At 63.4% G+C, this 21,803-nt stretch carries 17 protein-coding genes; 11 read left to right on the top strand and 6 right to left on the bottom strand.

Annotation, left to right across the window (positions count from 1 at the left end; translation table 11 throughout):
- Positions 1-17 precede the first annotated feature (17 nt).
- Positions 18-1,637 carry an MDR family MFS transporter gene (locus tag H3V08_RS00865; protein ID WP_232340030.1) on the bottom strand — a complete coding sequence of 540 codons (1,620 nt, stop codon included), beginning with the start codon at positions 1,635-1,637 and terminating at the stop codon, positions 18-20.
- Between the two features lie 386 nt (positions 1,638-2,023).
- Between H3V08_RS00865 and H3V08_RS00870 the strand changes: the two genes are divergently transcribed.
- From H3V08_RS00870 to H3V08_RS00890, 5 genes are all read left to right on the top strand, one after another.
- On the top strand, positions 2,024-3,154 hold the full coding sequence (locus H3V08_RS00870) for a phosphate ABC transporter substrate-binding protein PstS (protein WP_198181293.1): 1,131 nt from the start codon (positions 2,024-2,026) through the stop codon (positions 3,152-3,154).
- A gap of 20 nt (positions 3,155-3,174) precedes the next feature.
- A complete protein-coding gene (gene pstC / locus H3V08_RS00875; RefSeq protein ID WP_052109103.1) occupies positions 3,175-4,170 on the top strand; it encodes a phosphate ABC transporter permease subunit PstC in 996 nt (331 codons plus the stop codon).
- Positions 4,171-4,223: 53 nt separating this feature from the next.
- A complete protein-coding gene (gene pstA, locus H3V08_RS00880) occupies positions 4,224-5,240 on the top strand; it encodes a phosphate ABC transporter permease PstA (protein WP_198182058.1) in 1,017 nt (338 codons plus the stop codon).
- A gap of 67 nt (positions 5,241-5,307) precedes the next feature.
- Entirely contained in the window at positions 5,308-6,087 is a 780-nt protein-coding gene (pstB, locus tag H3V08_RS00885; protein WP_033491679.1) for a phosphate ABC transporter ATP-binding protein PstB, read from the top strand.
- A 167-nt stretch (positions 6,088-6,254) separates the two neighbouring features.
- Positions 6,255-7,262 (top strand): AEC family transporter, encoded by a 1,008-nt coding sequence (locus H3V08_RS00890; RefSeq protein WP_198181294.1) that lies wholly within the window; start codon positions 6,255-6,257, stop codon positions 7,260-7,262.
- Positions 7,263-7,305: 43 nt separating this feature from the next.
- Here the strand turns inward: H3V08_RS00890 and H3V08_RS00895 are convergent, their stop codons facing one another.
- Positions 7,306-7,485 (bottom strand): hypothetical protein, encoded by a 180-nt coding sequence (locus tag H3V08_RS00895; protein WP_198181295.1) that lies wholly within the window; start codon positions 7,483-7,485, stop codon positions 7,306-7,308.
- A 216-nt stretch (positions 7,486-7,701) separates the two neighbouring features.
- Here H3V08_RS00895 and H3V08_RS00900 point away from each other — a divergent pair, with 216 nt between their 5' ends.
- Complete coding sequence (locus H3V08_RS00900; protein ID WP_198181296.1) at positions 7,702-9,102, top strand: NCS2 family permease; 1,401 nt, start codon at positions 7,702-7,704, stop codon at positions 9,100-9,102.
- A gap of 188 nt (positions 9,103-9,290) precedes the next feature.
- Here H3V08_RS00900 and H3V08_RS00905 read toward each other — a convergent pair whose 3' ends face one another.
- The 4 genes from H3V08_RS00905 to trxA form a co-directional block, all read right to left on the bottom strand.
- Positions 9,291-14,507: an RCC1 domain-containing protein gene (locus H3V08_RS00905; RefSeq protein ID WP_198181297.1), complete on the bottom strand. Its 5,217-nt coding sequence runs from the start codon at positions 14,505-14,507 to the stop codon at positions 9,291-9,293.
- Positions 14,508-14,855: 348 nt separating this feature from the next.
- Entirely contained in the window at positions 14,856-14,978 is a 123-nt protein-coding gene (locus H3V08_RS07575; protein WP_269748701.1) for a hypothetical protein, read from the bottom strand.
- A 260-nt stretch (positions 14,979-15,238) separates the two neighbouring features.
- The gene (locus H3V08_RS00910) at positions 15,239-16,267 is read right to left on the bottom strand and encodes a G5 domain-containing protein (RefSeq protein ID WP_198181298.1); all 1,029 of its coding nucleotides are present in this window, start codon (positions 16,265-16,267) and stop codon (positions 15,239-15,241) included.
- Between the two features lie 159 nt (positions 16,268-16,426).
- Complete coding sequence (gene trxA / locus H3V08_RS00915) at positions 16,427-16,771, bottom strand: thioredoxin (RefSeq protein WP_033498643.1); 345 nt, start codon at positions 16,769-16,771, stop codon at positions 16,427-16,429.
- A 170-nt stretch (positions 16,772-16,941) separates the two neighbouring features.
- Here trxA and H3V08_RS00920 point away from each other — a divergent pair, with 170 nt between their 5' ends.
- The 5 genes from H3V08_RS00920 to gcvH all read left to right on the top strand — a co-directional run bounded on the left by H3V08_RS00920 (position 16,942) and on the right by gcvH (position 21,796).
- Complete coding sequence (locus tag H3V08_RS00920) at positions 16,942-17,571, top strand: NUDIX hydrolase family protein (protein WP_198181299.1); 630 nt, start codon at positions 16,942-16,944, stop codon at positions 17,569-17,571.
- Between the two features lie 55 nt (positions 17,572-17,626).
- Positions 17,627-18,514: an alpha/beta fold hydrolase gene (locus H3V08_RS00925; protein ID WP_198181300.1), complete on the top strand. Its 888-nt coding sequence runs from the start codon at positions 17,627-17,629 to the stop codon at positions 18,512-18,514.
- A gap of 1 nt (position 18,515) precedes the next feature.
- The gene (gene nudC / locus H3V08_RS00930) at positions 18,516-19,559 is read left to right on the top strand and encodes an NAD(+) diphosphatase (protein ID WP_198181301.1); all 1,044 of its coding nucleotides are present in this window, start codon (positions 18,516-18,518) and stop codon (positions 19,557-19,559) included.
- A 70-nt stretch (positions 19,560-19,629) separates the two neighbouring features.
- Positions 19,630-21,279, top strand: a complete 1,650-nt coding sequence (locus H3V08_RS00935; protein ID WP_198181302.1) for a L,D-transpeptidase family protein — start codon at positions 19,630-19,632, stop codon at positions 21,277-21,279.
- 103 nt (positions 21,280-21,382) lie between these two features.
- Positions 21,383-21,796 (top strand): glycine cleavage system protein GcvH, encoded by a 414-nt coding sequence (gene gcvH / locus H3V08_RS00940; protein WP_033498647.1) that lies wholly within the window; start codon positions 21,383-21,385, stop codon positions 21,794-21,796.
- The last annotated feature ends 7 nt before the right edge of the window (positions 21,797-21,803 follow it).

The raw sequence follows: 21,803 nt of genomic DNA on the forward strand, positions 1-21,803 counted from the left end.
TACGGGCCTTCAGAAGGTTACCGCTCTTCGGCGTGCCCGTTGCCGGATTCGAGTTTCGGGGTGTTCTGCCGGTCTGAGGTGGTGACCGTTTCCTGGGCTGCTGCCTTGGGTGCGGGGGCGTGGATGACGTGGATGTGGCGCAAGACCATCCGGGTCATCTGGCGGCCCGATCCGGCCCCGTTGCCCCGGACACCGAAGTAAACCAGCAGGACCATGCCCAGACAGATCAAGGCGGAGATTCTCAGAGCCCACTGGATGCCGAAGATGTTGGACGCAATCTGGGTGGACGGACCGCCTCCCAGGGCCGAATGGCGCAGGGTGGTGATGGAGTCCATGACGATGACCAGGATGGGGGCCCCAACGGCACCGGCTATTTGACGGGCCGTGTTGGTTACCGCCGAACCGGCGGAGACGTCTTTCGGGGCAAGGTTGTTCAAGGACCAGGTGGTCAGGGGCATCAGGGTGAATCCCATACCGATCTGGCGTACGAACTGGCAGATGGAGACCAGTCCAATCCAGGTTCCGCTGCCGACCATGCTCAGGGCCACGGTTCCCAGGCAGAGAACGGAACAGCCGGTCAGGGCCACTGGCCGCGCCCCCCAACGGTCCAGGAGCCGCCCTCCGAGGAACTGGGCGATGGCCGTGCCGATGGCACCGGGCAGCATGACCAGGCCGCTCATGGTGGCCGAATAACCGCGGTCGGTCTGGATGTACATGGGCAGGATGACCGTAACCGAGCTGAAGGCGAAGAAGGACATGGAGGCGATGATGGTGCCCACCGTGAAGTTCCTGATCTTCAGCACCCTCAGGTTCAGGAGGGGACTGGTGTGGTGGAGTTGGCGGAGAACGAACCAGACGATGCCCGCCAGGCCCACGATCAGGAATGGCCAGGTCATCGGGGAGGTGATCGGATAGTTCTCGATGTTGGTGAATCCGAACATGAGGCCACCGAAGCCGAATATCGACAGGGCTACCGAGAAGAAGTCCGCCTTGACGCTGGTATCGCGCTCGCCGAAGTTGCGTAGACCGCAGATGGAGAGGATCAGGGCCACAGCCCCGCAGATGCTCAGGGTCAGGAAGATGGAGCGCCAGCCGTTGGCATCGGTCTGCCAGCCTCCCAGGGTGGGCCCTATGGCGGGCGCCACACTCATGGCCAGACCCACCGTGCCCATGGCCATGCCGCGCTTGGACAGGGGGTAGATGGAGAAGACCGTGATTTGGAGGACAGGCCACATGGTGCCTGTGCCCACGGCCTCCAGGATGCGTCCAAGGAGGACCAGGGCAAAGGTCTGGGATTGCCAGCTCAGGAGGGACCCCAGGGTGAAGATGGTCATGGAGGTGATGACGATCTCGCGTGTCGAGAAGCGCTTGGTCAGGAAGCCTGTAAGGGGCACCATGACCCCCATGACCAGTTGGAAGACCGAGGTGAGCCACTGGCCGGTGGTCAGTGAAATACCGAACTCATGAACGATGGTGGGTAGGGCCGAAGCGAGCTGGAGTTGGGTGAAGTTGCCCAGGAAGGTGATGGCGGTGAGGATGGATAGCGAGATAAAGGCTTCGTGGGTGAGTTTGCCGTTGATGAAGGCTCCATCCTTGCTGAGGGTCCGCCCTTGCTTGGCGAGCTCCTTCTTCCTCATGCACAACCACTTCCTTTTCCGGCTTGGTCATCTTTGGTAATCCCCTTGAATGGCTCAGGGTTTGGAACAGGTACCGCCCCTCAGGGGTCTGCATGGCGTCGGGTGGCATCGGTGAGTGGATACGCAGAAGGCCGACAGAATCAAGACAAACCAGGGCCGGGGAACCGGTCGGGGGTTTGGGGTGGAGTGTCCAACAGGAAGTCAATAATATACCGACCTGTGGATGGTGGCGGTTGTTTTCCCAAAGGGTGAGCAGGGTTTCGCAACGCTGCGTGAGGCCGATTTCCCAGGACCAGCGTTTCCAGTATGCTGATTGGTGTGAGCATCGGTAATCTTGATTCGGATGTTACCAAGTGAAGAACGATTCGGTGGTTGAGGAAGGCAGCATGCGTTCACATGTGTTCGGTCGGTCTCTGGCCCTCTTCTTGAGCATGGGTCTGGTGGTCGGCCTCTCGGCCTGTGGCGACAACGCCCTGCCATCCAGTGGGCAAGGCGGCACGGACCAGAACCTGAGCGGTGAATTCGCCGGCTCCGGTGCCTCCTCCCAACAGAGCGCCAATGAGGCCTGGATCGCAGGCTTCCGGCAGAACCACCCCCAGGCGCGCATCTCATATGACCCTTCCGGCTCCGGTGCCGGGGTCAACGCCTTTCTGAACGGTTCGACCATCTGGGCCGGCTCCGACGCCCCTTTGAGCAAGAGCCAGATCAGGCAATCCGAGGCCATCTGCCAGGATGGAACGGCCTTCGACCTCCCCGTGTACGCCACCCCCATAGCTGTTGCCTACAACCTTGGCGACGCCGGACTGAACGGACCTGATCGTCATCTGAACATGACGCCTGAGACCATCGCCCGAATCTTCAGTGGGAAGATAACCAACTGGAAGGACCCGGAACTGGCCAGGCTCAACCCGGGCGCGACCCTGCCCGATCTGCCCATCACCGTGGTCCACCGCTCCGACAAGTCAGGTACCACCAAGAGCTTCGTCTCATACCTGCATGATGCCGCCGGATCGGCCTGGCCGTATGCGGTGGGGGAGAACTGGCCCAACGACCTGGGGCAGAGCGCCAAGGGGACTGCGGGCGTGGTCATGACCATGACCCAGGCCCAGGGGACCATAGGGTATGCCGATGCCGCACAGACCACCAGTCTGGGATCGGTGGCAGTGAAAGTAGGCAATGGCTGGACGCCCCCATCGGCCAAGGCGGCCGCACTGGTTCTGGACTCCGCCAGGCCCTCCCCTGATGCCGTGGAGCCCAACCGGGTGGTTCTGGACATCGACCACACCACGGATCAGGCAGGCGCATACCCAATCATGCTGATTTCCTATGACGTTGCCTGCTCGGTGTACCGGCACGATCAGGACCGGTCCAAGGCCAGGTTCGCCAAGGCTTGGCTCACCTACATCGTCAGCGAGGAGGGTCAGCGCCAGGCTGCGGCCAACGCCGGCAGTGCCGAGCTGAGCGAGGCCGTCAGGGCCAGGGTCATGGCATCGGTCAAGAAGATCGAGGTGGACTGATGGGGGACACTGAAAAACCGATGAAAGACGATGCAGAGGCCGGCGAGCGGACCACAGGGGAACAGCCTCCGGCCGGTCAGACGCAAGGCGGGCCCCACTCAGGGGCAAGGGCCGATCGAATCTTCCGTCTGTGTGCCCGGGGGGCCGGGATTCTGATCCTCCTGGTCCTGGCGGCCGTGACCCTCTTCCTGATCATCAAGGCCTTCCCTGCCTTCATCGGGGACGGGGAGCAGCGGACCAGGGCCATCGACTCCCTGAGCGGGGGGAGGGCCTCCGGATTCTGGCAGTATGTGGGGCCACTGGTCTTCGGTACGGTCCTGATTGCAGGGCTGGCCCTCCTTATGGCTTTCCCGGTGGCTGTGGGCATCGCCCTCTTCATATCCCACTACGCCCCGGCTAAACTCTCCACGGCATTGAGTTACGTGGTGGACCTTCTGGCAGCCATTCCCTCGGTGGTATATGGACTCTGGGGCGCACTGGTGCTGGTTCCCGGCATCACCGGATTCTGGGGCTGGGTGGCTAATCACCTTGGCTGGATCCCACTCTTTGCAGGCCCTGTGGCCGCCCCGGCGCGATCGGTCGCGACAGTGGCCCTGGTGCTGGCGGTCATGATTCTGCCCATCATCACTTCCGTCACCCGTGACATATTCCTCCAGGCGCCGCGTCTCCAGCAGGAGGCCGCGCTGGCACTGGGAGCCACCAAGTGGGAAATGATCCGACTGGCGGTACTTCCCTTCGGGCGGTCGGGTATCATCTCCGCCTCCATGCTCGGCCTGGGCCGGGCCCTGGGGGAGACCATGGCCGTTCTGATGATCCTATCCCCGGGCTTCAGCTACGCTCTGCGCCTGCTCCGCCCCTCGACCAGTCAGACCATCGCCGCCAACATCGCCTCCCAGTTCCCGGAGGCGGACTCAATCGGGGTGAGCCTCCTGGTGGCTACCGGTCTGGTCCTCTTCGTCATCACCTTCCTCGTGAACTACCTCGCACGCAGGATCACGTCCAAGGCGGGTGAATGATGGACAAGGCGGACAAGACAACGGCAGGGCTACGGAAGGAAGGTGGGCCGACCATGGGTGACCAGCGGCTTTCCAGTGCATTCCCGGAGGTCAGGACTCCTGACGACGGCGCCCTCCCGGTCATCGACTTCGACAAGTTCAAGCCGACCCGCTCATCACTCAGGGCCCGCAAACGCAAGAACCTGGTCATGACCGCCCTGATTGTGCTCTCCTTCCTGGTGGCACTGGTTCCTCTGGTTTCGGTTCTCTGGGTCAGCCTGATCAACGGGATGGAACGGCTCAACCTTGACTTCCTGACCCACAACATGAGCGGGGTGGTGGGTGGCAACCCCACGGCCACCGGCGGGTACGGCGGCATTCTCCATGCCATCATCGGCACCCTGGAGGTCACTCTGGGAGCCATGGTCATCTCCATCCCCATAGGGGTCATGTGTGCGGTCTACCTGGTCGAATACGCCCACGGGAGTCGGCTGGCCAAGGCCATCTCCCTCCTGGTGGACGTGATGAGCGGCATCCCCTCGATTGTTGCGGGTCTCTTCGCCTTCTCCATGTTCGCGACCCTGGTCGGCCCGGGAACGGTCAACGGATTCTCCGGGTCCGTTGCGCTCTCCCTCCTGATGATTCCGACCGTGGTCAAGACCTCCGAAGACATGCTGGCGGTGGTTCCCAACGACTTGAGGGAGGCCGCCTATGCCCTGGGCGTCACCCAGCAAAGGACCATCACCAAAATCGTTCTGCGTACGGCCCTGCCGGGCATCGTCTCCGGTACCATCCTGGCCATAGCCAGGGTCATCGGCGAGACGGCCCCCCTGCTGATAGCTTCCGGTTTCATCGCCACGACGAACCCCAACCTCTTCTCGGGGAGAATGACCACACTTCCGGTCTACGTCTACAACGAGTATTCAGAGGGACTGGCGGTCTGTGGGCCGGGGGCCTCCCCGGGGTGCCTGACCGATATACGCATGCAACGCGCCTGGGCGGCGGCCCTGGTTCTGATTATCATCGTCCTCCTGCTCAACCTGCTGGGACGACTGATTTCACGTATCTTCTCGGTCCAGGAGGCCAAATGAGGCGAAGAGTAGGGGCCACGGACCCCGGTCCCGCAACGACAATCGTGATGATGATGGAGGAGACGGCATGGGCCAGCGTATAGACATCAATCACCTCAACGTCTACTACGGCGATGTCCTGGCCGTCCAGGACGTGAACATGAAGATCCTGGCCAACAAGGTCACGGCCTTCATCGGCCCCTCGGGCTGCGGCAAATCGACGGTTCTTCGCACCCTGGACCGGATGCACGAAATCACCCCGGGCGCCCATGTGGAGGGGCAGGTGCTCCTTGAGGGGCGTGACCTTTACGGGCCGGATGTGGACCCGGTCGAGGTGCGGCGCGACGTGGGCATGGTCTTCCAGCGAGCCAACCCCTTCCCGACCATGTCCATCAGGGAAAACGTCCTGGCCGGCGTAAGGCTGAACAAGAAGCACATCTCCAAATCGGACGCCGATGACCTTGTCGAGTGGGCCCTGCGTGGTGCCAACCTCTGGAAGGAGGTCAAGGACCGCCTTGACAAGCCGGGTATCGGACTTTCGGGAGGCCAGCAACAGCGCCTGTGCATCGCCCGGGCGGTTGCCGTCCACCCCCAGGTCCTCCTTATGGACGAGCCCTGCTCCGCCCTTGACCCCATCTCCACCCTGGCCGTTGAGGATCTGATCAACGAGTTGAAGAAGGACTACACAATCGTCATCGTGACCCACAACATGCAGCAGGCTGCAAGGGTCTCGGACTACACGGCCTTCTTCAACCTCAAGGCCGTGGGCCAGCCTGGACACCTGGTCGAGATGAACGATACGACCACCATCTTCTCCAATCCACAGGAAGAGGACACCGAACGCTACATTTCCGGACGGTTCGGCTGATTCGTCGCCCTGCGCGGTTCGGTTGCCGTCTCCGTGCATTGATTCCGTCCGTTCAGTCCAGCTCCACTTGCGCAGGATGTGACACCATCAGTGCCACATCCTGCATAACTCGGTACCATGGGAGCGAACCGCAAGGTTGAGGAAGCCGGTGGCGAGAGGAGCGGTGTATGTCTGTGGTGCTCGAGCCGGTCATACTCCTGGCCATCATCCTGCTGGGGTACCTCTTCAAGCGGGTCGGGCTTTTCAAACCTATGGACTACAGGGTCCTGCAAACGGCCGAGTTCAACCTGATTCTGCCGGGCGCCATCGTCTTCTCCTTTGCCACCAATCCCCATGATTCCAGTCTTCTCCTGGTCTCCGTGTTCGCCTTTGTGGCCTCCCTGGTGCCGCCATTGGCAATCTACCTGACCAGCCGGCACGCTTCGGTGGGGCACAGGGCCTTCCTTATGCTGAACGGTTCCGGGTTCAACATCGGCTGTTTCAGCTTCCCCATGCTCCAGTCCCTGCTGGGTCCGGCGGCCCTGGTTCCCGCCGCCATGTTCGATATCGGCAACAATGTCATGGTTGCCGCCGGAACGAATGTCATGACCCAGGGGCTTCTGCATATCAGGCCGGGGGAGCCTTTGAGCAGCGAGGAGAAACTGGTCAGGGTCGGAACCGCGCCAGAGGTGAAACTGGACGATTCCGATGCGCGGAATCTCCGTTTCAAGGCCATGCTGACCAATATCGTCAAGGGGTTCCTCGGCTCCGTCTCCTTCGATACCTACCTGGTCATGCTGGCCCTGATGTTGGCCGGGGTGACCCTGCCCGGCTGGGTGGCTCAGGCGAGCAGGCCCTTTTCGGCGGCCAACGCATTCTGCTCCATGCTCATGGTTGGTATGTTGATGGACCTTCCCGCAAGTGTGCAGGATGTCAAGGAGGTGGCGCAAATTCTGGCCTGGCGCATACCGTTCGGTGTCATCTTCGCCCTGGCGGCCTGGTTCCTGCTTCCTTTCGGCCCTCTGGTCCGGCAGGCCGTGGCACTCTGTTGCCTGGCGCCCACAGCGGTTTTCGCCACCATGTTCACCGACAAGGTGCTGGGCAATGCGAAATTGGCGGGTTTCACCCTGGCCCTGACCGCCTTCTGCTCAACCGTCCTGATGATTCTGGCCCACCTGCTGATGGGGGCGGTCTGAGTCAGACGGTGACCTTCGGTTCCCCTGGTCTTGTATCGGCGGTTCAGTCCTTGCCCGAACGCTCCTGCTTGAGGGTGCGTCCTTCGCGGGTGCGCTGCTTGTTGACTGTGGCGGCGGCGATTCGTTCGGAGGTCTTCTCATCCTGCCCGCGTTCGATCTCCGTGTCGTGGATGTGCTTGTACTGCTTTTGGTCGTCCTCGTCCCAGTGATTGTCTCTGACCATGACTTCCTCCTTGAAAGTCCCCGGTTTTGCCTGCGGACTCCTTGTCCGGATGGCTCGGGTAGTGCCGATTATAGGTGCGGATCGCTGCCAGGTCGGGTTCTTGCCGAACAGGGCGTATCCAAGAGGGGAAAGGGGTGCATGAGGAAATAAAAAAAGCCGAGAACTCATGATATTCTTCAAACTGTCTAACGCCAAATAAGACAATAAGGACAGAATATGCAAAAGCTATTTCGGCTTTCGGATAACAATACCACAGTCTCAACGGAAGTGGTAGCTGGCATTACCACATTCTTCGCCATGGCCTATATCATCGTGGTCAATCCCTCGGTGCTTTCCTCGGCGGGCATGCCATGGGGTGCGGTCTTCATCGCGACCCTGATAGCAGCGGTGATCGGCACGCTCATCATGGGGCTGGTGGCCAATGTGCCTTACGGTGTGGCCCCCGGTGTGGGACTGAACGCCTTCTTTACCTTTACCGTGGTCAAGGGTCTGGGATTCTCCTGGCAGGAGACCCTGAGCATGGTCTTCATCTGCGGACTCCTTAACATCCTGGTCACGGCCACCAAGTTGCGGAAAATGATCATCCGGGCCATACCGCCCATGCTCCAGCACGCCATAGGCGGCGGTATCGGCATCTTCATCGCCTATGTTGGGCTGCTCAACGTCGGCGTCATCAAATTCAGTCCTGACAAGACCTCTGCTGCCGGAGCCAATCCCGGACTGACCGTGTTCAATACGCCCACGCTCATCCTCTTCGTCATCGGGCTCCTCCTGACCATCTTCCTGATGGTCTTCAAATTCAAGGGCGGACTGGCCTTCATCAACAAGGCATCCTTCGTCATCTCCATCATCGTCGTCACTCTGATCGGCATCCCCCTTGGGGTCACCACCATGTCGAATTCGATTAATCTGGGCCAGGCCTTCTCCCAGCTGCCGGAGACCTTCCTGGCCATATTCAGTCCACAAGGCTTCCCGGCCCTCTTCTCGGATCCGGCCAAGCTCCCCATCGTTCTGGTGACCATCTTTGCCTTCTCCCTTTCCGATACCTTCGATACGATCGGAACCTTCGTGGGCACCGGACGTCGTTCCGGTATCTTCTCGGCGGCGGATGAGGAGTCCCTGGAGAACGGCAAGGGATTCAGTTCCAAGATGGACAAGGCCCTCTTCGCCGATGCCACCGCTACCTCCATCGGCGCCTTGTTTGGCACCTCCAACACGACCACCTATGTTGAATCCGCCGCTGGCATCGCCGCAGGTGGACGCACAGGCCTGACCTCGGTGGTCATCGCCGGATGCTTCGCTTTGAGCGCCCTCCTCGCCCCTCTGGTCTCCGCCATTCCCTCGGCTGCGACCGCACCGGTCCTGGTCATTGTGGGATGCATGATGATGAGTTCCTTCGGTGAGATCGAATGGGGTGACCTGGCCGAGGCCATTCCGGCCTTCTTCACGGCCATCTTCATGGGATTCTCCTATTCCATCTCCTACGGTGTAGCAGCTGGATTCATCACATACTGCCTGACCATGACCTGCAAGCGTAAGGCCAAAGAGGTTCACCCCATCATCTGGGGTGTGGCAGCTCTCTTCATCCTGGACTTCGTTCTCCAGGCTGTTCTCTGAGCATAAGGATGGAGGGCCCAGCCGCCTGACCAGGTTCAAAGACCTGGTGCGGACGGCAGGGCCCTCTTTTGTCATGTCCAGCTTGCGTAGAACCTGCCCGTCATTGTCTTGGGCGCGGGGGGGGGGTAACGATGTGGGCCGCCTACGAGTACCCAGGGGAGTTAGGCGTTCCCCTGGGTGGTCCTTCCTCAGATGAAGTCGCGGTGGCGCCTGTTGGCGCTGGCCGCGGTGAGGATGAGGGTGCCGGCGGTGATGAGGAGGATGATGCCTGCGCCTCCTGCGTTGGGCAGGCTGCCCGTGTGCCGGTATGTGTAGGTGTTGGTGGTGTCGTCGGGCTGGTCCTGTCCGGCGAGGGTCCACCGGACTTGTGCGGGCACGGTTCCGGGGGCGTGGGCGGTGGTGGTGGCCTGCCAGGTGTTCGGTCCGGTCTGCCGCAGGGTGAGGGTGTCGTTGTCGATGGTGAGGCCGGCCGGTGTGGGTTGCGGGGGGACGGCGGCCTTGCGGGGTGCGGGTGTGGGGTTGGTGTCGCCGTGTCCTGCCTGTCCGTTGGTGTTGTCTCCCCAGGCCTGGGTGTCGCCGTTGGTGTCGATGGCGATGGTGGTGTCGCCGCCGCTGGCGGTGAGGGTGGTGTTCAGGCCGGCTATGACGGTGGGGGTGCCGGTGGTGTGGCCGAGCTGCCCGCTGGTGTTGTCTCCCCATGCCCAGGTGCGGTGGTCCTGTCCGATTGCGACGCTGTGGTTGCGTCCGGTGGAGACGTGGGTGAACCGGTACGTGTCGGCCGTGCCCGCCGTCCGTATGCGCGTGGGGGTTGCGGTGTCGGTGCCGTCGGCGAGCCTGCCCCAGGCCCAGAGGCGCCCCTGCCGGTCGATGGCGAGCGTGGCGCTGCCGCCGGCGCTGGCCTGGACGTAGCCCGCGGGCTGCTGCGGGTCGGAGGCCACTGCTGCGGCGGCTGCGGGGGTGCCGGTGTTGTCGTGGCCGAGCTGGCCGTGCGTGTTGGCGCCCCACGTGTAGAGCTGCCCGTCGGACCCGATCGCCGCGGCGTGCGTGTCGCCCGCGATGACCTGCTCGTACCGGAACGCGGGGGGCGCGTCCTGCGGCAGGGCAACCCTGACGGGCCTGGCGCTGCTCGCGGTGCGGCCGGTGTCGCCGAGCCCGCCGGGCAGGCTGCCCCACGCGTACAGGTTGTCGTCGGAGCCGAGGGCCATGGTGTAGCCGTCGCCCGCGGCGGCCCGCGTCCAGGTGAACGTGCTGTCGGTACCGGCGGGGCGGGAGGCCCTGACGGGCCTGGTGCGTCGGGTGGTGGTGCCGTCGCCGAGCTGGCCCTGGGTGTTGTCGCCCCAGGTGTACAGGTTGCCGTCGGAGCCGACGGCGGCGCTGTGGGTGCGCCCGGCCGCGGCCTGCACCCAGACGAACCCGTCACCGGAACCGTCCGGTTTGGCGACCCGGGTTGGGGTGGTGTGCTGGCTGGTGGTGCCGTCGCCGAGCTGTCCGTTGGTGTTGTCGCCCCAGGCGTAGAGGCCGCCGTCGGATCCGATGCCGAGGCTGGTGGTGCCGCCGGTGTCTATGGAGGCGAGGCGGATGTCGGGTGCGGCGGGTGCGGTGAGGGTGAGGGTGTCGTCGCCGTATTCGCTGCCGTGGTCCGGGCTCAGGACCCACCGTCCGGTCCGGTGCCAGCGTGCGGTCACGGTCAGGTCGTGCTCCAGGGGAGTGGTGAAGTCGTAGGCGACGTCCCCGTCGAACCATCCGTCGAAGGTCCACCCGGCCTCGGCCGGGTCTTCGGGCCTCCTGGTGGGTTCGCCGGCGGGGACCTGCTGCGTGTCGGGCGTGCGCCCGTGCTGGCTGGTGAAGGTGAGGGTGACGGTGTCGCCGGTGTACATGAACCGCAGGCTCGTGTCCTCGGATTGTCCCGCGTCCTCTGGCCCCGCCGAGCTGGTGCCTGATGCCGAGCGGATGGTCAGGGTGACGGTCTCGGGCCGGTGCCTGGGGGAGGTGGCGTGCCATCCGTCCGCCCGGCGGTGCACCTCTCCCGCGCTCGGCTTGGCGCCGAACAGCACCCCGGTGACAGGGGAGCCGTCCGGCCGCGACACCATGGTCGGGCCCGGGTGGGCCGTGGCCGGGTCCGTGTCGCTGGTGCCGTCGCCGAGCTGGCCGGAGTCGTTGGCCCCGGACGCGTACACGTCACCGTCGGAACCGACGGCCAGCGTACGGTCACCGCCCGCGCAGAGATCGGCGTACGCGAATCCTGCCGGTGTCCCCTTGGGGTTGGGCAGGCGGGCGGGGGCCACGCCGTCGTTGGTGCCGTTGCCGGTGGTGGTACCCAGCTGCCCGTACTGGTTGCCGCCCCAGGCCCAGGCCCCTGAGTCGGTGAGGGCGGTGGAGTGGGTGCGTCCGACGCTGACGCCGGTGGCGTGGGACGGACCGGGGACGGCGCCCGGCCTGCCCGCGGGTTCGGCGACGGTGGGGGTGCGGCCCAGCTGGCCGCTCCCGTTGTGCCCCCACGTGTACACGGTGCCGTCCCGGGCGATGCCCATGCTGTGGTCTGCTCCGGCGCTGACGGCCGTGAACCGCAGGCCGGTATCGACAGGCGACGGCGCGGATCCGACGTGGCCGGTCAGGTCGTCGTCGTTTGTGGCGTTGGTGGTGTCGCAGCTGCCCCAGGTCCAGGCGGTCCCGTTCGCGTCCAGGCCGATGGAGTGCCTGGCGCCCGCGCTGACGGAGGCGAAGGCCGCCTCGGGCACGCCCACACCAGTGGGCGTGCCGGCGGGCGGTGTTCCCTGGTCTGTGGTGTTGCGCCCCAGCTGCTGGTATTGGTTGTCTCCCCAGGCCCAGATGTTGCCGTCGCGGTCCAGGGCCGTGCTGTGGTCGACCCCGGCGCTGATGGCGATGAAGGTCATGCCCGTCGGCGTGGCGGCCGGGCCTGGCCTGTCGGCGGGGTTGCCGCTGTCTGGGGTGCGGCCGAGTTGTCCTTTTCCGTTGTCTCCCCAGGTCCATACCCTGCCGTCCCGGTCCAGGGCCATGGAGTGGCCGTTTCCGGCTGCCGTCTGGATGAACTTCACGCCCGCGGGTGCAGCGACCATGATTGGTGCGGTCTGGTTTGTGGTGGTGCCGTCGCCGAGCTGGCCGTTCTGGTTGTCTCCCCACGCGTACAGGTTGCCGTCGGAACCGACGGCGAGCGAGTGGGACTGCCCGGCGGACACCTGGGCGAACCGTACCCGGGAGGTGGGGGTGTCGATGCGCACGTCGGTGCCGCCCCGCCAGGGCCCCTGGGCCGGGTCGGCCTTCCACCGTCCCCAGCGTGCGGTCAGGACCGTGTCCCCGCTTACGGGCTTGGAGAAGTCGTAGGGCCTGTCGCCCTGGAACCATCCGTTGAAGGTCCACCCGTCGTCGGTGGCGGGGTCGTCCGGGCGGTGCACTGTGTCACCGACGATGACCTGCTGGGGTGGAGTGGGGGAGCCGTGCTCCGTTTTGAAGGACACGGTGGCGGTGCCGCCCGTGTAGGTGAACCGCTGACTGGTCTCGTCGGGCTGGGGTGCGCGGTTGGTGACGGTGGACTGGATGGTGAGGGTGACGGTGCCCAGTCCGTGCCTGGGCGAGGTGGCATGCCACCCTTCGAACCTGCGGTAGGGGCCGCCGATGTTGCGGGCCTCACCGAACAGGACCTTCGTGACCTCCCGGTCGACGGGACGCCAGGCCAAGACAGGGCTGGTAGGGTCGCTGTCGGTTAAGGTGTTGTTGCCGTGCTGGCCGTATTGGTTCCGTCCGTACGTATATGCTTCACCGTCCGAACCGAGGAGCAAGGTGTGACCCTCGCCGGCTGCGATGCTGGTGTAGCGGAAGTCCGTGGGGGCCCCAGTGGGGGCTGCGACCCTGGTGGGGGTGGCCGTGATCTCGCCTGTTCCGGTTCCGAGTTGGCCGTACCTGTTCCATCCCCACGCCCATGTGCCGGTGTCGGTGATGGCGAAGGAGACACCCGATTCTGAACTTCCGCCGTTGGCGCTGTCGACTTGGGTGGCTCCGGTCAGGCCGGGGACCCGGCCGGGCTTGTCGGCGGGGTTGGCGCTGTCGGGGACGCGGCCCAGCTGTCCTTTTCCGTTGTCGCCCCAGGTCCAGACGGTCCCGTCCCGCGCGATGGCGATGAAATGGAGACCGTACCTGTCCATGCTGTAGGCCTTGAACCTGACACCGGTATCAACGGGGACAGGTTCGAAACGAGGCCACCGCCAGGTCCAGATTCTGCCGTCCGTGTCGAGGGCCGTATATCCGTTTGTTTGGGGATTGTGTGCGGGGCAGATGGCGGTGAAGACGGTCCCCCCGCCCATATCCAGCTTGTGGGGCGTATCTGTATCGAAGTATCCCCAGGTCCAAACCTGTCCACTGCTGTCGAGGGCCATGGAACTGTCATCGCCTGCGGACACGGCGGTGAACGTCACCCCCTCCGGCACTACGGCCAGACCGGGAGTGTATCTGTCCGTGCGCGGGCGGCCGAGGCTATCACCGAAGTCAGCCCCCCAGGTCCAGATTCTGCCATCCCGGTCCAAGGCTATACTGTGGGATATCCCGGCGGACAACTGGGTGAACTTCACTCCTTCCGGCATGGCGACCATCCGTGGGCCTTGAGGTTTTCGGGTCCAGTCATCGGTGCCTGTCCCCAGACGTCCGCTATTGTTGTTCCCCCATGAGTATGCGTTGCCGTCGCTGCCCAACGCCAGAGAGAAGGCAGTGCTTGCGGCTATTTGGGTGAAGCGTACTTGGCTGCCTGGGGTGTCGATTTTGATGTTGGTGCCGCCGTGCCAGGGTCCTTTGTCTGGGCTGGTGTTCCATTTGCCCCATTTGGCGGTGAGGGTCAGGTCCTGGGTGACGGGCCTGGTGAAGTCGTAGGCCGCGTCGCCTGTGAACCAGCCGTTGAAGGTCCATCCGGGTCTGGTGGGGTCGTCGTGTGGCCATGTGGCGGTCTTGCCGTCGGGGATGGTCTGGCTTGCCGGCATGCCCTGGGTGTCGGGCTGGGAGGTGAAGGTGACCGTATGGCTGCCGGTCCTGGCCTGCGGTGAGGAGGCCTTCATGCCGGCGGGTGCGGGTGCGGCTGTGGTGGTCTGCCGGGTGGACAGCGGGGTGGGCGTCGCCAGCGGGGTGGGCGTCGCCGTGGCTGTCGTGGGCTGTGTCGCCGCCGGGGACTGCGGCGGGGCTGAGGGTGACGGGGCTGCGGCCGGTGTAGTGGTTCCTGTGAGTGTTGTCAGGCCGTCATCGGAGGCCGGTTTCGTCCCCATTCCCCCATTTACTTGGGTGTATGAGTTGATGTCGGCGGCCTGTGCACCAACTGCCAGGCCAGCACCCATGACGGACAGCACCGTCAGGGCCGCGACGACAGGACGGACGGTACGACGACCGAAACGGTTCAGTCTGCGCATGGTTCGTTCTCCCCAATTTTCCCCAACTATCATCCTACGGTTAGGCCAATAGTCTCAAACCGAATCGGAATATCTGCCATCCCCAAATGGCGGACCCGAATCACGGATGTTCTTCTCTCTAATAAAACCTTCTCAGACTTTACCATCCCGCTCCCGTTTGGCGCAATGTGCAGAACGGGAACGGGTGTGTACGGCGTGCAGTGTCCCTGCTGCGGTGTGTGCGCCTGGTTGCATGGCGCGGACTGGTTTGGGGCTGGTATAGGGGGGTGGAGGCGGTCCGTTGTTGGGGTTTGGTGGGCCGCCTCCGGTTGGCCGGGGGGGGGGGTGTTCCCCTTTTGGTGTGGCCTCTTACTCGTCGGTGGCCTGTGCGCCCGCGGCGAGGCCACCGCCCATGACGGACAGGGCCGCCAGGACCGCGACCACCTGACGGACCGGACGACGGCCGGACCTGCCCGGATTGTGCAAAAGCATGGACTCTCCCCCCGACTGCCACCCACGGGCCTGGTCCCACGGCCGAGGCCCCACCCGGAATCCCGCCATCCCCGCGGCGTCATCCGGACACAAGGTGATCTGCAAACTGAGGCCGACCCTACCACGTTTTAAGCCCACGATGGAGTACTTGCCCATAGCGAGTCGCACAAATAAAAGAAACGACGGCAGCGTGCATAAAAAGACCCCCCGACAGGCTCTCCATATCGGGGGGGGGGGGGATTCGTCAGGCTTTTATCGAATCAGTACCAGTTCGACGACTGGGAGTGAGACCAGGCACCGCAGGGAGTGCCGTACCGACCCTGGATGTATCCGAGACCCCAGACGATCTGGGTGCGGGGGTTGGTCTGCCAGTCGGCGCCAGCCGAGGACATCTTGCTTCCGGGCAGGGCCTGAGGAATGCCATAGGCGCCGGAGGGGTTGGCGGCGTTGGTTCTCCAACCGGACTCCTTGTTCCAGAGCTGGACCAGGCAGGTGAACTGATCCTCACCCCAACCCCTGGCAGTGACCAGTTCGTGGGCAATGCTCTGGGATTCGCCCACAGGTGCCGTGGTTGCGGATGACCCTGATGATGACGGTGCCGACCCGCTGGTTCCCGATGACGGGCGGCCGGTGCCGACCAGGACGACCTTGTTGACGGGTGCCGTCTTCACAAAGGATGCGAAGACGTTCTTGGAGAGGTTCTTGTTGCCAGCGGCGGTGACCAGGCTGGTCGTTTCCATGACGCCGTTCTTTCCTTCGGTCTTCACCTTGGTGGTACCGGCGGGGAGGGAATCGGTCTTTTCCTCAATGGTGTTGAAGGGTATGTCGGACTCGTCGGTCATAACCTGGGCGTCCGCCCGGTCGATCTTGATGACCGTCTTCTCACTCACGGGCTTGGTCAGGGCCGGGCTGATCTGATCGCCAGGCTCCAAGGTGATGTTGCCCGCTTCGAGCACGGACTTCACATCGGTGAAGCCGTTGCCCAGGACGACCCGGTTCTTGCCGTTGATCTGCACGGTGACATAGGAGGTGTTGGCGCTCGATCCGCCTTCGCCGTTGCGCAGGGCCTGCCGGGTGGAACTCCTGGAGACCTCGTGGTTCTGCTGGGTGGCGGAGTAGGCTGTGATTCCCTGTGCGGGGCCGCCGTTCTGGGTCGCATAGAAGTCGCGTGAGATGAACCCCGCGCCTATGATCAGGCCAACGACAGTGGCTCCTGCGGCAAGCCGTACCCACTGACGCTTGGTCAGGGCCTTGACCGCAGCCATCCGGCCTGTGCCATGCTTCGCCATTACACTCCTCTGTTCGGTCAACAGATCCTCAGCGGTTGCAGTCCGGACGCAATCCGACCCTGCCTCCCATCCGGGCATGCCGAAGGGAGCGCTGGAACATATGCTTCGATTCTAGTCCACCGCCCGTACTGAACCAACCCTGGCGGGCGGGAGACCGCCTTATTCCTGGGTGGCCGTATCCATATCGGCCTGTCGGGCCTGCTCGATCAGGTCGTCCAGGTCGGAGGCTCTCAGGGCTCCTGCCTGCTTGAATATGATCTGGCCCTGTTTGGCGATCATCAGGGTGGGGACGGCCTGTATGCCGGCGGCTGCGGCCAGGTCCTGGTTCTTGTCGATGTCGACCTTGCCGAAAACGATATCGGTGTTCTGCTCGGAGGCCTTGTCGAAGATGGGGCCGAACGCCTTGCAGGGTCCGCACCAGGTGGCCCAGAAGTCGATCAGCACCAGGTCGTTCCCGCTGATGGTCTGCTCGAAGTTATCCGAGGTGATAGTCGTGGTGGACATAATCGCGCTCCTAACGAATCCCGCTGCTGCAAGGGAAATTCCCATGCAGCACAACAGCTCTCTTCCCATCAGCATTCCATCACGGCTGGAGAAATCGTGGAAATAAGCTCAGGGTATATATATGGACGGGTGGTTTCGCCCGGTCAAGCCGGGAACCAATAATAGGGTGTATGCCAGTGTTGAATGACGAAATACCCGACGACGATGACTTCGATTCCAACCGCAGGCGCGGTGAGTTCTCCAACATCACTCCGGAGGATTTCGTGCGTGGCACTTCGCGGGGCAATCCTCCCGGATGGCTCGACAAGGAGCAGATAGACCTGGCACGCAGGAAGCTGCCCATGGCATATGTCGAGATTGTTCCCGTACGGGTTGACGATCTCGGATTGGTGTCGCAGGTGGGGTCACTCCTTTGCGTCGGGGACGACGGCAATATAGAGCGGACCCTGATCACCGGGAGGGTGCTCTACCACGAGACCATCAGGGAGGCCCTGGCAAGGAACATCGCCAAGGACCTGGGTGAGCTTGCCCTTCCTGTCCTGCCTGCCGGGCTCCAGCCCTTCACCGTGGCCGAGTTCTTCCCCACGCCCGGACTCTCCGAGTACTACGATCCCCGCCAACATGCCATCGCCCTGTGCTATCTGGTTCCCGTGGCCGGCGACTGCAAGCCCCAGGATGAAACCCTTGAAGTGGAGTGGGTCGATCCCAGGGGGGATATGCTCGACACCTTCATAGGCCAGATGCCCAACGGGCACGGGCGTGTACTTCGCACGGCCCTGTCCTGGGCGGGGGTCCTCTGATTCAGGCGTCGTAAACCAGTGGAATACCAGCAGTAGGGAAGGCAGGTCGGAGCCGATGACCATGACCATCACCAATACCGTATATCGCGAGGGAGAGGGTCTTCCTGTGATTCTCTGCCATGCCTTCCCGGTCGACCATCGCATGTGGGAGGTGTGTGCGGACAGCCTGATCAATCAGGCCGACCGGCGGGGGTTGATCCCCTTCCCGATCTATGCGCCGGATATGCCCGGGGCCGGTGATGGCCCACTGCCCCTGGAGGAACAGAACGGTGGGCTGGCCCCGGACGGTTCATATCCTCATGCCTTGGACTGGATGGCTGAAGCCTACGTTGACCTGGTTACCGGGCTCGGGCATACAAAGGCCATCTGGGTGGGTCTCTCCATGGGAGGGTATCTGGTGGAAGCCATCTGGCGGCTTCATCCGGAGGTGGTGGCCGGTATGGCCCTTTGCGACACGACGACCAAGGATGATGCCCCACAGTCCCGGGCCAACCGGCTCGCCATAGCCCAACGTTGTCTGGACACGGGCGGGGTGGATGGGGTCATGCACTTCGCCCGGCCTCAGGAAGGTGATTCCAGGTTCAAGACCTCGCCGGAGTTCATCGACACCATGACCGGGTGGATTGAATCCCAGTCACCCCAGGGCATCGCCTGGAGGGAACGGATGGCTGCAGGTCGTCCTGACCAGACCGGAATCTTGCCCGGTATCGAAGTGCCGCTGACCATGGTTTCCGGGGAGCTGGATCCCTCCAGCCCGCCCAGGGTCATGCGGCCACTCGCCGCTGCCGCCACCTCGGTACCCGGAGGAGTGCGATTCGTCTCGATTCCCGAGTGCGGACATTTCAGCGCCGTTGAGCGGCCGGACATGGTGGCCTCCGCCCTGGTCGATCTGGTGGCCGATGTTCAGGGGTCGGGCAGGGTCGAGGAATCCGAGGGGTGCTGAGATGACCGATTCCCCTCATTCCGCCTTTTCGCCCCTGGCCCTGACCCGTACCCTCCCTTTCCTTCCCTTGGCGCAGGGGGACGTGGATTACTGCGTTGCCCGTCGCGGGCAACCCGGTCTCTTGCGGGAACTGGCGGGGTCGCCCGCCTCGGATGTGATTCTGGTTGACCGTGACCGCCTGGCCGTACCCAAGGGTCAGGGAGCCACGGCCGGACGTCGGCATGCGAGTATCCGCCTGGTCATGCTGCCGGCAACCTATCTGACGGAGGATCTCGGCGGGAACGGATGCGACACCCGACCGCTGTACTATCTGGGGTCCTTGGAGGGCCGAGACTACCTGGCCCTGGATCTTGCCCTCCTGGAGCGGTATGCCGAAGGTGCACAGGCAGGTGATTCGAGGCTGATACATGCGGCCAGGGAGAGGTTCGACTGGATCGGATTGAGGGAGTTCGCCCCTCATGGCACGCCCCGACAGGTGGGCCTGGCCACCAGCGCGGTTTCCCTGTCGATGTGGCAGAGCCAGCAACTCTTCTGCCCTCAATGCGCCGCCACTGTGGAACCCTGTCAGGGGGGTTGGGCCCAACATTGCCGGGGTGCGGAGCCTGGGCACATCCTCTTCCCCCGGATCGAGCCTGCCGTAATCATGTCCGTTGTGGATTCCCGTGACCGGCTCCTTCTGCAGCACAACAGTTCCTGGGGACCTGATTTCCATTCGATTGCCGCCGGGTTCGTTGAGGCCGGTGAGAACCTTGAGCACGCCGTCCGCCGCGAGACCATGGAAGAGGTGGGCGTCCGGGTGGGGGAGGTGCGCTATATGGGCTCCCAACCGTGGCCCTTCCCCTCTTCGCTGATGGTGGCCTTCAAGGCCCGGGCCTTGGGGACCGAAATCCGCGTGGATGGTCAGGAGACCAAGGAGGCCGGCTGGTTCACCCGGGACGAGCTGGGTGCACGAATGGCCGGCGGCACCATCCGTCTGCCCAAGCGGGCAACCATAGCTCGGGGCATGATCGAGGAGTGGTACGGCAGCGACCTGCCGGAGTACTGATGGAAAAGGGATTCTGGGTAAGGCACAGGGTAAAATAATCCAGGATCGAAACAGTGCGGAAAGGTGATCAATGGCTGCGGCGGGGCAATCGGAATCTCTGCTTCCTGAGGGCAGTGGAGGCGTGGAAGAGGCTGAAACGGTAATCATGCAGCCCATCCAGGTTCCCCTGGCCGATGATCCGGTTGAGTACCAGGACGAAGAGCCGGTTGATCTGTTCGAGGATGAGTCCGTCAGCCGGGTCTTCGGTGAGGCCACTGCCCGCACCTCTTGGTTCGCCGCCCACAAGGCCATATGGATTACCCTGCTCCTGTTCCTCCTCCTCGCTGTGGTTCTTGTCGGTGGGTTCTTTGGCGCCCGTCAGTATTTCCAGGACAGAGTGGCTCCGGGGGTCAGTTTCGCTGGCCAGAGCATGATGGGCAAGGATGCCGATCAGGTCAGGAAGATCGTGGCCCAGAAGGTGCAGGACTCCAAGGTCGAACTGACCAGCCAGGGCAAGCCCTCGGTCACTGCCGGTCTGGAGGATCTCGGTGTTTCCGTCAATCAGGAGCGCACCGTCAAGGAGCTCATGGGAAGCAAGCGCGAAAGCGACTTCGAGCGGCTCAACCCCTTCCGTCGTGTGTCAGTACCCCTGGTTGCCAAGGACAACGAACTGGCGATGGACCGGTTCCTCACCGGGAGATTCATCGACGAGGGCAGTCGCTCCGTTCCCTCATTCATCGTTTTTGACGAGGGCCTGCATGCCTTCACGGTCCAGGAGGGGCGCGGAGGCAAGGCCCCCAAGCTGGAGCCCGTCGAGAAGGCGGTCTCTTCCCTGGTGCAGGAGCCTGGGCACGAGGCCAAGGTTGCGGTCTCATACCAGGACATCCCCATGCCCATCACCGTGGAAGTGGCTTCCAAGGTGGCGGGCGAAGCCAACCAGCGTATCGCCCAGGACCTGGTTATCCAGGCGACCGATAATGACAGCATGAGGATACCGGCTCCGACCGTGGCCTCCTGGGTCAAGCCGGACACCGACCTGAGGCGGGGGACCATGAGTCTGGACTTCGACCAGGCCGCCATCTCGGGTTATCTGAGCCAGGAGCTCCCCAAGGCGCTCGACCGGGAAATGGTGACGGCCGTCAACGTCAAGAACACCAAGGGTGAAGTGGTGGCCGAGACCACCAAGGGGGTCGACGGGGTCAAGGTCAAGGACTTCGAAGCCACCGCCGACCAGGTCATCAAGGCGCTGAAGAGCGGGAACATGGATACCATCAAGGTCCAGGCCGATGTGACTCCCCACAAGGAGCAGACCAGGGTTGCCCGGTATGACGTTCCCGACGGCGATACCTGGATCGATGTGAATCTCTCCAACCAGACGGCCACCGCCTACCACGGCACCACCCCGGTCCAGACCTTCTTCATCTGCTCGGGCAAGCCCTTCGATGGGGATGGCTCGGATACGGGTACCTTCTTCATCAACGTCCGGTATGCGATTCAGACCATGCGGGGTCCGGGCTACGTCTCGCCCGATGTTCGTTGGGTCTCCTATTACAACGGCAGCGAAGGCTTCCACACGGCCGCTTGGAATCATGGCGGCATTGCCACCGGCGACCCTACTCATCATGGCTCGCACGGCTGCATCAACATGTATGAACAGGATGCCAAGTGGATCTTCGACAACGCACCGGTCGGGACCATGGTCAAGGTCTGGGGAGAGGTTCCCCCGGGGCCAGTCCGTTAGGAGTCTCCTCCTATCCGGTCCCCGGTGGTCGAAGGACCATGGTCAGGGACCGGGCGGGCGGTTCATGCCTCGGCACATCCCGGAGCATAGTAGGCTTGGACCCATGAGTGAAGAGAACAGCGAAGGCACCGTCCGATTGGACGTGCCCGATCACCTGCAGTATTCCCCCGACCATGTATGGATCGATGCCTCCCAGGACCCGGCCGTAATCGGTGTAACCGAATATGCGGCGGACCAGCTGGGCGACCTCGTCTTCCTCGACCTCCCAGAGACGGGCACCCAGGTCGAGGCCGGTGACGAGGTGGTGGAGTTGGAATCATCCAAGGCCGTGGAGCCTGTGGTCTGCCCGGTTTCAGGAACCATAGCCTACGTGAATCGCTCCGCCTCGGACGATCCCGGTGTCATCAACTCCGATCCCTATGGGGAGGGGTGGATCATGAAGATGACCCTTGACGATGATGAGCCCGACCTGCTGACTGCCGACGAATACAGCAAGATGCTCAGGAAGTTGGGCTGAGTCGGGG

The organism is Bifidobacterium sp. M0307 (assembly GCF_016100445.1).
Taxonomy (GTDB): domain Bacteria; phylum Actinomycetota; class Actinomycetes; order Actinomycetales; family Bifidobacteriaceae; genus Bombiscardovia; species Bombiscardovia coryneformis.

What these genes read in the sequence shown, in the direction of transcription:
- H3V08_RS00935 (WP_198181302.1), top strand. Translation starts at nt 19,630, where the DNA reads ATGGCTGCGGCGGGGCAATCGGAATCTCTGCTTCCTGAGGGCAGTGGA.
- H3V08_RS00890 (WP_198181294.1), top strand. Translation starts at nt 6,255, where the DNA reads ATGTCTGTGGTGCTCGAGCCGGTCATACTCCTGGCCATCATCCTGCTG.
- H3V08_RS00900 (WP_198181296.1), top strand. Translation starts at nt 7,702, where the DNA reads ATGCAAAAGCTATTTCGGCTTTCGGATAACAATACCACAGTCTCAACG.
- H3V08_RS00905 (WP_198181297.1), bottom strand. Translation starts at nt 14,507, where the DNA reads ATGCGCAGACTGAACCGTTTCGGTCGTCGTACCGTCCGTCCTGTCGTC.
- H3V08_RS07575 (WP_269748701.1), bottom strand. Translation starts at nt 14,978, where the DNA reads ATGCTTTTGCACAATCCGGGCAGGTCCGGCCGTCGTCCGGTCCGTCAG.
- H3V08_RS00895 (WP_198181295.1), bottom strand. Translation starts at nt 7,485, where the DNA reads ATGGTCAGAGACAATCACTGGGACGAGGACGACCAAAAGCAGTACAAG.
- trxA (WP_033498643.1), bottom strand. Translation starts at nt 16,771, where the DNA reads ATGTCCACCACGACTATCACCTCGGATAACTTCGAGCAGACCATCAGC.
- H3V08_RS00870 (WP_198181293.1), top strand. Translation starts at nt 2,024, where the DNA reads ATGCGTTCACATGTGTTCGGTCGGTCTCTGGCCCTCTTCTTGAGCATG.
- H3V08_RS00910 (WP_198181298.1), bottom strand. Translation starts at nt 16,267, where the DNA reads ATGGCGAAGCATGGCACAGGCCGGATGGCTGCGGTCAAGGCCCTGACC.
- H3V08_RS00925 (WP_198181300.1), top strand. Translation starts at nt 17,627, where the DNA reads ATGACCATGACCATCACCAATACCGTATATCGCGAGGGAGAGGGTCTT.
- pstC (WP_052109103.1), top strand. Translation starts at nt 3,175, where the DNA reads ATGAAAGACGATGCAGAGGCCGGCGAGCGGACCACAGGGGAACAGCCT.
- H3V08_RS00920 (WP_198181299.1), top strand. Translation starts at nt 16,942, where the DNA reads ATGCCAGTGTTGAATGACGAAATACCCGACGACGATGACTTCGATTCC.
- nudC (WP_198181301.1), top strand. Translation starts at nt 18,516, where the DNA reads ATGACCGATTCCCCTCATTCCGCCTTTTCGCCCCTGGCCCTGACCCGT.
- gcvH (WP_033498647.1), top strand. Translation starts at nt 21,383, where the DNA reads ATGAGTGAAGAGAACAGCGAAGGCACCGTCCGATTGGACGTGCCCGAT.
- pstA (WP_198182058.1), top strand. Translation starts at nt 4,224, where the DNA reads ATGGGTGACCAGCGGCTTTCCAGTGCATTCCCGGAGGTCAGGACTCCT.
- H3V08_RS00865 (WP_232340030.1), bottom strand. Translation starts at nt 1,637, where the DNA reads ATGAGGAAGAAGGAGCTCGCCAAGCAAGGGCGGACCCTCAGCAAGGAT.
- pstB (WP_033491679.1), top strand. Translation starts at nt 5,308, where the DNA reads ATGGGCCAGCGTATAGACATCAATCACCTCAACGTCTACTACGGCGAT.